This is a genomic window from Ferruginibacter sp. (assembly GCF_028288465.1).
Classification (GTDB): Bacteria; Bacteroidota; Bacteroidia; order Chitinophagales; family Chitinophagaceae; genus Ferruginibacter.
In genome coordinates, this window is the sequence record NZ_JAQBNR010000015.1 from 67,389 (window position 1) to 80,123 (window position 12,735).

Consider the following 12,735-nt stretch of genomic DNA (forward strand, 5'->3'; position numbering starts at 1 on the left):
ATTTATACATTTAATAAGGGGAGTCTACATTTCCCAATTCCACATAAACACTTTTTAGCTGCGTATACTGCTGAATGGCAGCAAGGCTATTTTCCCGGCCAAGGCCAGATTGTTTATACCCGCCAAAAGGCAGTTCAATCGGAGTGATGTTATAATTATTGATCCAGCAAGTGCCTGCCTGTATTTGATGAATTACCCGGTGGCCGCGTTTGATATCATTCGTAAATACACCGGCTGCCAGTCCGTAAGCGGAGTCATTCGCTCTTGCAATTACTTCTTCTTCGGAGTCAAAGCAAAGTATGCAAAGCACCGGACCAAAAATCTCTTCCTTGCAGATTTCCATCGCATCCTCGCAATCTGTAAAAATTGCCGGCGTTAAAAAATTACCGGAGCGAATATCCCGTCCTTTAAAATCTTTTTCAGGTCGTATACCTCCGGTCAGTAATGTTGCACCAGCAGCTTTTCCTGCATCAATAAACCCCATTACTTTTTCCAGGTGTGCTTTACTGATCAATGCGCCCATCTGGGTATCCGGATCTGCAGGGTAGCCTACGCTGATTTTTTCAGTGCGCTCCTTTAGCTGCGACAAAAAGGAGTCATAGATTTTGTGCTGCACAAATACCCTTGTTCCATTAGAACAAACTTCACCCTGCGTATAAAAATTAGCCAACAGGGCGGCTGATACCGCATTGGATATATCAGCATCTTCAAAAACAATTAATGGAGATTTGCCACCCAGTTCAAGCGTTACTTTTTTTAGTTGGCTTGCGGCACCGGCAAATATTTTTTTACCCGTTGCCACTGAACCTGTCAGTGAAATTTTTGCGATACCTGGATGAGCTGTTAACATAGCGCCAACCCTGCCATCACCCTGCACTACATTAAATAAACCGGGCGGAGCGCCGGCATCCATAAATGCCTGCGCCAATTCGAGTGCCGTTGCCGGGGTGAGTTCGGATGGTTTAAATATCATCGAATTGCCGCAGGCCAGTGCCGGCGCAGCTTTCCAGGCAGCAATCTGGATAGGATAGTTCCATGCACCAATGCCTGCACAAATACCTAGAGGCTCCGGACGGGTATAGCCAAAGGCGTTTTTTAAATCAACAAAATCTCCGTGTATGGTTGCAGCCATTCCGCCAAAATATTCCAGGGCGTCTGCAGCGGAACTAACATCGACCGCCAGCGATTCCGAAAGCGGCTTACCAACATCCTGCGTTTCCAGCAAAGCAATTTTCTCTAACCTGGATCTTAATATCTCTGCTGTTTTTAACAGCACCCGCCCACGCTCTGCCCCCGTTTTAGTACGCCAGGTTTGAAACGCCTTTTGTGAAGAAGCTACAGCTGCTTCAATATCTTCTTCGTTTGCCTGGTAAACGGTTCCCAGCGGATTGTTGTCAGCCGGATTATAGTTTACCCAGGATTCCCTGTTTGTGTTGGTAGTTAATGCGCCATCTATAAACTGAGTATACTCCATATGCTTGTTAAGAAATTTGTTGTTTTTTATAAAGCCTGTAATTATAAATCAACACTCCAAGGCCAATCAGCCCCGCAGTGTATATCCATGCGGCATACTGATTATACCATCCTTCGCCATAGGTTGCTGTACGGGGCCATGACACATTGATTACCATAAAACTGCTCCAGGCAAGCGCCAGGATATTAACCGGGAAACCCCATTTGCCCAAACTAAACCTTGCGTCCGCATCTTCTCCATTACGGGTCAATATAATCCTGTTTCTCAGTTGAAGTGCTACGACTATCCAGTAGGCCAGGTTAGCCCACAATATAGCGATAGAAGTCACCAACTCAAATACTTTGGGAAATTGCAGGTTGACCGCCAGGATAATGATTGCCGCCAATCCACAAAGCAGGGTTGCCAACACCGGCGTCTGGGTTTTTGCGGAAACATGCGACAAGGATTTACTAAAGGGCAGGTATCCGTCACGCCCCATGGCGAACATTAATCTTACTGCTCCTGAATGAACTGCAAAAGTGCATACAACGATGGCAAAAATAACATTGCATAAAAAAAGACGGCCCGTAGTTTCACCCAACACTGATTTTACTAACATAGGTAATCCCCCGTTTATATTTCCCAGGTCTGGCATACCAAAACTTGGTACTGCCATCAACGCAAGCAACAATACTAGTAATCCCGCAAAGCCGGCGGCAAGCAAGGCCTGCAGGATGGCACGGGGCGCTTTTTTACGCGGATCATGTGTCTCTTCAGCCAATGTTCCGGCCGTATCAAAGCCATACAATACGTACGAAGCGGTTAAGGCAGTAGCTGCAAAAAAAATCTTCAGACCAGGAAAGGCATTGAAAGCAGATCCGGCATTTTTAATGTGAACAACTGCTTCGACCGGAGATCTTACCCTGTTTAAGAACAGTAAAATGATCAGCAATACAATACCAATCAGTTCGGTAAATACTCCAATATTATTAATCAGAGCCAGTAACTTAATACCCCTTGCATTGACGATGGTACTTATAATAATCAGGACAGAACCCAGTAAAATGGCGTTCACAGCAACCGATTTTGCATCATTGGAGTTTCCGATGATCTGGAATGATCCAGAAATCTGGGGCAGACTCACCTGCAGTGCCATGGCCACCGCAGCGATGGTAACAATCAAACAAGCCAGGTAAATCCAGCCTGTCATCCAGCCAAGAAAAGGATTGCCTGTAAACTTGGCCCATTGATACACCCCGCCGGATAAAGGAAACCTCGAAGCTAGTTCTGCAAAGCACAATGCCACCAGTAATTGACCAACCAATACAAATGGCCAGGTCCAGAAAAATCCCGGTCCGGCAACGCCATAACCCAAATGGAACATTTGAAAAAGACCGGTAAGAATAGAAATGTAAGAAAAGCCTGCAGCAAAACTGGAAAAGCTCCCCATGGAACGCTTCAATTCCTGGCGATAACCAAAACTGGCCAGGTCGTTATTATCGTTAGCGGGCGTTTCATTCATACATGAATTGCAGGTGATTGGTTTTAGTAAATATTAAATTTTAATGAACAGGCGCCTGTTTTATATGTTTACAGGCCATCCTGATTTTGTTGGTTATTGTCTTCATGAATATTGAATACCAGCTGCTTTTTTGCTCCGGCTTAATTATTGGATCTGACTCCAATTTATAAAAAAATCACCATCCAGCCCTTATTTTTTAATTTGGTTAGACGATTTTACTCCAAACCATAAAAAATATCCCCGTGTTGCCTTTATTTTTTAACTTAGTTGCGGACTAACTCTAAATGATAAAAAATACGTCTATGTCCTTAAACGGAATTGATTCAAACTTTACTTTACCTGTGCAGTATTACACAAGTACTGACATATTTGAAGAGGAGCTTGAAAAAATCTTCTATAGTAAATGGATTTATGTAGCCTGTGAAGCCGACATTCCGAAAGCAGGCGATTACATTGCGTTGAAATTAGGAAAGCGATCTTTTTTTCTGCAGCGGGCTGAAAACGATGACGTGCGGGGCTTTTACAATGTATGCCGGCACCGCGGTCATGAAATGGTTACCGGTGAAAAAGGCAACTGTCGCCGACTCATCTGCCCTTATCATAACTGGACTTACGGCCTTGACGGAAAGCTGATACACGCCCGCGGTATGGAGCCTGGCTTTCCTGTTGAAGATTTTGGGCTCAACCCGATAGGAGTAAGCGTAATCGGAGGCCTTATTTATGTATGTCTTACTTCGCCAGCTCCTCCTGATATCGAAATAGTGAAAAGCAGGCTTACCCCTTATCTTGCTCCATACGAAGTGGCTAAAACCAAAATTGCCTGCCAGAAGGATATTATTGAAGCCTGTAACTGGAAGCTCGTTATTGAAAATAACAGGGAGTGCCTGCATTGTTCCAGCAACCACCCTGAACTGTTGGTACCGTTGTACAGTTCAGGTTTTGGCAAAGGGCTGGACAAGGATAATGTACAGGCCGATGAGCGACGTTTCCAGGAAGCGCTCCAGCAAAAAGAAAGAGAATGGGAAAGCCTCGGCCTTCCTTTTGAATTGATAGAGTTCCCTGATGGATTGTGGTTTCGCACAGTCCGGCTGCCACTCGCCAACCAGTGCATCTCCCATACGCTGAAACCAGAACACGCCTGTAAAAAACTCCTCGGGAATTTTACACGGCCGGAGGGAAGCGGACTTTCTTTGTGGACGCATCCGAATTCCTGGAATCACTTTTTGACTGACCACATTGTCACTTTCTCGGTCTTCCCGCTTTCGGTAGACAAGACCCTGGTCCGTACCAAGTGGCTCGTTGCAGCCGATGCGGTGGAAGGTGTTGATTATAATATTGATGACCTGACAAATGTTTGGACTGCGACCAATGCACAGGATCAGCGCCTGGCAGAAGGTGCTTACCGCGGCATTTGCTCCGGTGGCTATATGCCCGGCCCACTGGCCGACGAGGAATACCTTGTGAAGCAGTTTCTTTCCTGGTACAGTGAAACAATGACTAATCGGTAATGACTAATTACTAATGATTAATGACTAATTAGTCATTTTTTAAAGACTATAAATTCATATAATGAAGAATATTGAAAAAGACTTTCTAAGAGAAAAGTCTTTTGCTTTTGCTGTGAGAATCCTTAAATTAAATAGGTATTTGACGGAAGAAAAACGAGAATATGTCATCAGTAAGCAGCTTTTGCGTGCAGGAACCAATCCTGGGGTTATGGTTAGAGAAGCTGCCTACGCAGAAAGTGCTGATGATTTTATACATAAATTGGCTATTGCCTGAAAAGAAATTAATGAAACGATGTATTGGCTCGATCTGCTTTTTTCGGCTCAAACCCTTTCAGAGATTGAACATCATTCGGCTATTAACGATGCTGAGGAAATAGCCAAATTACTTACAAGTTCAATCAAAACAAAGCGAAGTAATAAGAAGTAGTTACTAATGAATAATGACTAATTTACAGCGACTTGCCAGTATCCATTATTCATTAGTCATTAGTACTTAGTCATTAGTAATTAGTCATTAAAACATTATGAAGATTGTAATTATAGGAGCCGGTATTGTAGGTTGTTCATTGGCCGACGAGCTTACGGAACGGGGATATTGTGATATCACTGTTATCGAAAAAGGTAAACTGTGGAAGCCCGGTGGCTCTACATCACATGCGCCTGGCGTTGTCTTCCAGACCAATGGATCACGTACCATGGCGCAGTTTGCCCGCCAGACGGTTGAAAAATTATATAGCCTTCAGCATAGCGACGAGCCTTGTTTTCTTAAGGTGGGCAGCCTGGAGGTGGCCACAACGCCTGAGCGCCTTGCCGATCTTCACCGCAGGGCGGGACTGGCCATGTCTGCCGGGATAAATGCGCAGGTGATATCTCCTGAAGAAGCGTTGAAGTTGCATCCCTTACTGGATCGTGATAAATTGCTCGGTGCATTGTACGTGCCCGATGATGGCATCGCCCGGGCGGTACTGGCCGATGAAGTAATGGGGCAGCGTGCTATCAGCCGCGGCGCCCGGTTTATTGATGGTTGCGAAGTCATAGTCATTGATCAGATCGATGGTCACGTCACCGGTGTTCAAACAACACAGGGGACATTTCCGGCTGATATTATTGTTTCCTGCGCCGGAATATGGGGGCCGAAAATTGGTGCGATGGTGGGTATGTCGAAAGCTATACAGCCATTGGCGCACCAGCTATGCTATACGGTACCAATGCCGGAGCTGGCTTCTTATAAAACGGAAGCCGAATTGCCCGTGCTCCGTCACCAGGGGTCGGATCTTTATTTCAAACAGAGAGGTCAAAGTCTTGCGGTTGGCTGGTACGGACACCGGCCACTTCCTGTGAGGGCCCAGGACATCCTTCCCTCGGAGCTTGCTGAAGTAATGCCTAGCCAGGTGCCATTTACCCCGGAGGATTGGAAGGGTGCCATGGAGTATTCGACTGAAGTAATTCCCGCACTGAAAAGCACTGCTATTGCAGAAACGATGAATGGTTTGTTCTCCTTCACCGTAGACAACTTCCCCCTGATGGGGGAGTGGGCGGGGTTGAAAGGTTTCTGGGTTGCTGAAGCAGTATGGGTCACCCATGCATGCGGTGTGGCACGTGCAATGGCCGAATGGATCGTCAATGGACATCCAACACTGGCCGTGCACGAATGTGATGTTAACCGGTTTGATGCCCACCAGTTGGGTTCACAACATATTGAAGAACGCGGTGCACAAAACTTTGTGGAAGTGTACGATTTGCTGCATCCGTTGCAGCCAATGGAGTCGCCTCGGCCTCTTCGGACTACAGGTTTCTATCAGCGTCAGCAGGAGCTTGGTGGCTTCTTCCTGGAAGCTGCCGGTTTTGAACGGCCGCAATGGTACGAAGCCAACGCAGGTCTGGTCGATCGTTTCAAAAGTCCATCACGGGATGAATGGAGTTCAAAATTCTGGTCACCAATCATTGGTGCGGAAGTTTGTGCAGCAAGGGGGGGCGTTGGGCTTTTCGATATCACTACCTTAAAACGCATTGAAGTCACCGGTAAAGGTTCATTAGAGTTTTTGGAGCAAATGACAACAGGTAACCTGCGCAAGAAGCAGGGCTCCATCACTTATTGCCTGCTGCTGAATGATAAGGCTGGTATACTAAGCGATATCACTGTTATGCGGCGTGGTGAGCACGACTTTTTTATTGGTGTGAATAGTAATACTGATATCAATTACCTGAAACAACTGGCACCAGATACCGTACATGTGCGGGACGTGACTGCCGGCACTGTAGGCCTCGGGCTCTTCGGACCTAAGGCGCGGGCACTCGCCCAGTCTTTAACTAAAGATGATTTGAGCAATGAGGCACTCGGCTACTTTAAACTAAAGAATACCTATCTCGGCCATGTACCCGTGATGCTTGCCAGGCTATCTTACGTTGGTGAACTGGGATATGAGATATACACTACCGCAGATTTTGCGCTGAAATTATGGGACACGCTCTGGCAGGCAGGAAAACAGTTCGGACTGATTGCAGCCGGTCGTGGAGCATTTAATTCCATGCGCCTGGAAAAAGGATACCGCAGTTACGGAACAGATATGAACAGTGAGCACAACCCGCATGAGGCGGGGCTGTCCTTTGCCGTCCGTAAAGGAGGAGGATACAAAGGGGCGGAGGCTTTTAATGAAATAGACAAAGATGCATTGACCAGGCGACTGGTTTGCCTGGTACTTGAAAACCCACAACATGTGGTGCTGGGTAAGGAGCCTGTACTGAACCGCGGCAAGGTGGTGGGTTATGTTACCAGTGCCTATTTCGGTCATACCATTGGTAAGCAATTAGCTTATGCCTGGGTGCCCGCAGCATTGAGTACGCAGGGGACAGAATTAACGATCCGGTATTTCGATTTGGATTATGCTGCAATCGTTGGACAGGATCCGCAATTCGATCCACAAATGACAAGATTAAAATCATGATGAACACGAACGATACATTGGCCCCGGGCATTATAGGACGAAGGCGGGCAGCCGCTTTGCCTGAGCAGCCGCCGCAACTCTGGAAGTCGGTGAAGCCGAAGAAAGCATACGATATCATCATCGTAGGCGGGGGCGGTCATGGATTGGCAACCGCTTATTACCTGGCAAAAAATCATGGCCTCACCAATATTGCTGTTGTTGAGAAGGGCTGGCTGGCCGGCGGCAATACCGCCCGTAATACCACCATCATCCGCTCAAATTATTTGTGGGATGAATCGGCCGCGATTTACGAGCACTCCCTTAAATTATGGGAAACGCTGGAGGAAGACCTCGGCTATGAAATGTTTTTTAGCCAACGGGGCGTCTTGACGCTTGCACATTCGGTTAGTGATGTGCGTTCGAAAAAAAGAAATTTATATGCAAACGCCCTCAACGGTATCGACAGTGAGTGGCTCACGCCGGAAGAGGTGAAAAAACTGGTGCCCATCATCAATATCAGCGAAGATGTTCGCTACCCGGTGCATGGCGCTACCTACCAACCACGTGGCGGCATCGCCAAACATGATTGGGTAGCCTGGGGTTATGCAAAAGCAGCAAGCGATCTGGGAGTAGATATCATCCAGGGCACCGAAGTAACAGGCTTTGACATCCGGAACAATAAGGTGCAGGGCGTACACACTTCCCAGGGTACCATTGCTGCCGGCAAGGTCGGTATGGTTGCAGCGGGTCATTCCTCGGTGCTGGCCAATCTCGCCGGATTCTCCGTTCCAATCCAGAGCCGGCCATTGCAGGCGCTGGTGAGTCCACTGCTGGAACAGGTGCTCAACACCGTGGTGATGAGCGGCGCCGTTCATGTGTATGTAAGCCAGGCCCATAAGGGCGAGCTTGTAATGGGCGCTGGCACTGATGCCTTCAACTCTTATGCGCAGCGTGGCGGCTTTCATGTAATCGAACACCAGTTGGCGGCGGCACTGGAATTGTTTCCTATCTTCTCCCGTGCACAGGTGCTGAGAACCTGGGGAGGTATCGTTGATGTCTGTCCGGATGCATCGCCCATCATCGGACTTACCCCGGTTGAAAACCTGTTTATCAATGCAGGCTGGGGAACGGGTGGTTTCAAGGCCACGCCAGGTTCCGGCTGGGTAATGGCCCACACTATTGCAACTGGTACCCCGCATGAATTGAATAAGCCTTTTGCGCTCGACCGCTTCGTAACAGGGCATCTGATCGACGAACATGGAGCAGCAGGCGTTGCTCACTAAAAAAATATTTTATGTTGTATATTCCTTGTCCCCATTGTGGCCTGCGCAACGAAACTGAGTTCCATTATGGAGCAGAGGCCGGTGTAGCTTACCCCGATCCCAATGCCCTCACCGACAGTGACTGGGCAAAATACCTGCACATCCGGGCTAATCCAAAAGGTTGGCTTGCCGAGCGTTGGGTGCACTTTGCCGGGTGTGGCCGCTGGTTCAACTTATGGCGCAATACCGTCACGCATGAAATCGGACCGGCATACCTTCCTTTTACTGAACAACCAAAATCACCCGCTAACGGGCAGGAGGGCCTGAAGGCATGAGCGAAATTTTATTCATTTTTGATGATAATAATTACAAGGGACAATCCGGCGAGCCGATGGCGGCTGCCTTATTGCGTAGCGGCTTGCTAACGATCACCAACAGTACTTATCATGGACGTCCCCGAGGCGTGGTGGGATTAGGTGTTGAGGAACCCAATGCGCTTGTTCAACTGGTATCGGGTACGCAGGAATCCATGCGCCCGGCCACGGTGATTGAACTGGCCGAAGGGCTTAATGCACGCAGCCTTACCGGCATTGGTGCGCTGCCTGAACTTCCCGACGCAGCACGCTACGACAAGACCAACCGTTATGTTGATGTGCTGGTGATTGGAGCCGGAATTGCCGGGCTGAAGGCAGCTGCTGAAGCGCTGAAGGCAGGGCATGAAGTGTTGTTGACTGACGACCAGCCCGGACCCGGAGGACATCTCCGGCATCTTGGTGAGGCATTACCTTCGGTTTTGCAAGATGTTCTTACACACAAAAATCTTACGTATGTGCCAAGGTGCACCGCAACTGGGTTGTATGACCAGAATTATATAGTAGCTGTTGAACGGCGAAGCGATCATCTTGGAGATGCAGCTCCGGCTAACCGAGCCCGCATAAGGGTATGGCATATTCGGGCCGGTAAAGTAGTGCTGGCACCGGGTGCATTTCAGCGCCCGTTAATTTTCGCCAACAACGACAGGGCCGGCATTATGCTCTCTCATGCGGCAAGTACCTACGTGGCACTTTATGGAGTAACATTTTTTAAACGTGCTTTTGTTGTTACGGTCGATAACCAGGGATATCGTGATGCACTCAGGCTTCACCAGGCTGGTGTACAAGTGGAATCAATTTATGATGTAAGACAAGATGCACAGGGTGCAAGTGTTGACGCTGCAAAGGCGGCGGGGATTCCGATCCACCTCCACACGACTGTTCTTGACACTGTCGCCAATGCAGAGGGGGCTTTGCAAAGCATCATTCTACAAGACCTCAATACAGACGAAATAATTGAAGCAGCCGCTGATCTGTTGGCCGTTTCAGGGGGCTGGACCCCAATCGTTGACCTTGCCACTCACATCGGCATCAAGCCGAAATGGAGTGCGGAACATGCGGCCTTCCTGGTAAATCACAATACTGATCAGCTCCAAACGGCTGGTATGCTGGCCGGCGATTTCGGCGGCGACGATGATCCTGCGATATTCTTTGGTCCTGCATTGGATGATGAGCAAGCCCATAACGCATACATCGACCTGCAGCGGGATGCGACTTTACATGAGTTACGCCGTGCCGTTGGGGCAGGGTTGCACAGCATTGAACACATCAAAAGATACACCACCATCGGTACCGCACACGACCAGGGCAAGACCAGCGGCATGCTCACCATCGGTGCACTTTGCCAATTGAACGCCACTGCACAGGACGGAAACTCCGTTCTGTCGCCTGCAGAGGTGGGTACGCTTTCTTTCCGGCCACCTTATGTGCCGGTGCCGTTCGCTGCATTGGCCGGCCGGGAACGTGGACCGTTATCCGATCCCATCCGCATTACGCCCATTCATCAATGGCATGTTGAAGCCGGAGCAGTATTCGAGGATGTGGGGCAATGGAAACGACCCTGGTATTTTCCCAAACCGGAAGAAAGCATGGAAGATGCCGTTCGGCGGGAATGCGTGGCAGCAAGGGAGGGCGTTGCGGTGATGGATGCTTCCACGCTTGGAAAGATTGATATCCAGGGACCGGATGCCGGTGTTTTTCTTGACCGTATTTATACAAACATGTTTTCTACATTGCCCGTGGGGCAGTGCCGTTACGGCTTGATGTGTAAGGCGGATGGCATTGCTTTTGACGATGGCGTTACCACCCGCCTCGGCAAAAATCACTACCTGATGACCACTACCACAGGAGGCGCTGCCGGTGTACTTGCCTGGTTGGAAGAGTGGCTCCAAACCGAATGGCCTGAGCTGAAAGTGTATTGCACCTCAGTTACCGAGCATGTTTCGACGATCGCATTGGTGGGCCCGAAAAGCAGGCAACTGCTGCAGGAATTAGTAAAAGATATTGATCTTTCAAAAGAGGAATTTCCCTTTATGCACAGCCGTATGGCAACGATCGATGGCACAACGGTGCGTATTGCCCGGATTTCTTTTTCGGGAGAACTGGCATTCGAAATCAATGTTGACTGGAGCCATGCCCTTGCTACCTGGGAACGATTGTGGGCACTGGGACGACCCTACGACCTGGCTGCTTATGGCACAGAAACCATGCACGTGCTGCGGGCGGAAAAAGGTTACGTTATCATGGGCCAGGATACGGACGGAACACAAACGCCGCATGACCTCAACATGTCGTGGATTGTATCGAAGAAGAAGGAGTTCATTGGGAAGCGTTCTTTACAACTGCCCTACCTGCAGCAAGCGGGAAGACCACAGCTGGTAGGCCTGTTGCCGGAACTGGGTAACGAAGTACTACCTGAAGGAGCCTACATTACCGCATTGGATGTAAAACCCGACGGGCAGGGTAAAACCAGCCACACCGGTTTTGTAACGAGTTCCTACTATTCGCCAACGCTGGGCCGTTCATTCGCATTGGCACTTATAGCCAACGGATTGAACCGAATGGGTGAATTGGTGGCTGTGCCCATCGGAAAAAAGCTGTTGCAGGCAACCATCTGCGACGCTGTATTTATTGATAAAGAAAACCTCCGGAGAGACTAACCGAAAACCGAATTATGATCATCAAAGAAAGTCCGCTGAAAGGAATGAATATAGGAACCGTTGCAACGGTAGCCATTGCTGAATTACCGGGATTGCATACCATCGATCTTCGTGTGGCACCAGGAACCTCCTCACATGCCGCAGTAACCGAAGCATTGGGAATGGAGCTTCCGGGAAAACCAGGTCAGACCCGGGCGGTAACAATACCGGGTGGAAGCGAAGCGCATGCCTTGTGTCTGGCACCCGACTGGTGGCTGATTGTTGGATACCACGAAGCCGAACAAAAGCTGGCACCGCTGCAGTTGGACGGCCAACATCATTTTAGCGTTGTGGATGTAAGCGGCCAGCGAACCACGATTGAACTGGAAGGACCCAATGCCCGTGAAGTGCTCGCCCATCTCTGGGAGCAGGATCTCCGCGAAAAATATTTTCCTGTTGCAGGTGTATCCCAGGGCCTCATGGCAAAGGCGCCGGTAATCGTTTGGCACATTGCGCCGTTTCGGTATCGTGCCATGGTTCGTAGCTCATTCGCTTTGCACTTGTGGAAGGCGCTGGCAGATGCAGCGGGGGAGTGGATATAGGCATAGATAAATTCTTCTGGCGGATTTGGCCGCGGAATATTTCGAGCCAGGGGCTTTGAGTAGCTCATTATTACAAAGAGTACAAAATAATGCAAAGCATCCGCCAACCCAACAATGCCATAAGATGCGAACCATCAGCAACTCTACTGTACGAATGGTGAAACGGCAGTCTTCTTTTTTCGCTTTTTCAATTATGCTGATCAGCCAAATATCACATTGAAATTCCAGGTAGCGTTTAATAATCATAATCAGGAAGCTCATTAAAGTTCTTGAAGCTGATAGTTTAGCCACGGTTACTTTTAATTAATAAGATTCTACTGATGCATTGTATAAAATCAACTATCACCGCCAGGGAAAGGAATTTCATTCGCCGGGATTAATCGGTGGCAGAAAAGCTATCGGGTACCATTGAGCATAAAAATTGTAGCACAATTTGCTTACTCCTCCATCAAGT

General features: G+C 48.7%; 8 protein-coding genes and 1 pseudogene. 7 read left to right on the forward strand and 2 right to left on the reverse strand.

Annotated features, from left to right (window positions below; genetic code table 11):
* Nucleotides 1-10: 10 nt before the first annotated feature.
* Both betB and JWR61_RS05480 read right to left on the reverse strand, forming a co-directional pair.
* Nucleotides 11-1,474, reverse strand: coding sequence for a betaine-aldehyde dehydrogenase (gene betB / locus JWR61_RS05475; RefSeq protein ID WP_301926833.1), 1,464 nt, complete (start codon nt 1,472-1,474; stop codon nt 11-13).
* 7 nt (nt 1,475-1,481) lie between these two features.
* Nucleotides 1,482-2,975 carry an amino acid permease gene (locus JWR61_RS05480; RefSeq protein ID WP_301926834.1) on the reverse strand — a complete coding sequence of 498 codons (1,494 nt, stop codon included), beginning with the start codon at nt 2,973-2,975 and terminating at the stop codon, nt 1,482-1,484.
* A 302-nt stretch (nt 2,976-3,277) separates the two neighbouring features.
* Here JWR61_RS05480 and JWR61_RS05485 point away from each other — a divergent pair, with 302 nt between their 5' ends.
* The 7 genes and pseudogenes from JWR61_RS05485 (at nt 3,278) to JWR61_RS05515 (ending at nt 12,281) form a co-directional block, all read left to right on the forward strand.
* A complete protein-coding gene (locus JWR61_RS05485; protein WP_301926835.1) occupies nt 3,278-4,483 on the forward strand; it encodes an aromatic ring-hydroxylating dioxygenase subunit alpha in 1,206 nt (401 codons plus the stop codon).
* Between the two features lie 61 nt (nt 4,484-4,544).
* A pseudogene (locus JWR61_RS05490) lies at nt 4,545-4,910 on the forward strand (four helix bundle protein).
* Nucleotides 4,911-5,007: 97 nt separating this feature from the next.
* Nucleotides 5,008-7,428 (forward strand): FAD-dependent oxidoreductase, encoded by a 2,421-nt coding sequence (locus JWR61_RS05495; RefSeq protein WP_301926836.1) that lies wholly within the window; start codon nt 5,008-5,010, stop codon nt 7,426-7,428.
* Entirely contained in the window at nt 7,425-8,690 is a 1,266-nt protein-coding gene (locus tag JWR61_RS05500; protein WP_301926837.1) for a sarcosine oxidase subunit beta family protein, read from the forward strand. The genes JWR61_RS05495 and JWR61_RS05500 overlap by 4 nt, the downstream gene beginning before the upstream one ends.
* An 11-nt stretch (nt 8,691-8,701) precedes the next feature.
* Entirely contained in the window at nt 8,702-9,004 is a 303-nt protein-coding gene (locus JWR61_RS05505) for a sarcosine oxidase subunit delta (RefSeq protein ID WP_301926838.1), read from the forward strand.
* Nucleotides 9,001-11,700 (forward strand): glycine cleavage T C-terminal barrel domain-containing protein, encoded by a 2,700-nt coding sequence (locus tag JWR61_RS05510; protein ID WP_301926839.1) that lies wholly within the window; start codon nt 9,001-9,003, stop codon nt 11,698-11,700. The genes JWR61_RS05505 and JWR61_RS05510 overlap by 4 nt, the downstream gene beginning before the upstream one ends.
* A 14-nt stretch (nt 11,701-11,714) precedes the next feature.
* Nucleotides 11,715-12,281, forward strand: coding sequence for a sarcosine oxidase subunit gamma (locus tag JWR61_RS05515; protein ID WP_301926840.1), 567 nt, complete (start codon nt 11,715-11,717; stop codon nt 12,279-12,281).
* Nucleotides 12,282-12,735 lie beyond the last annotated feature (454 nt).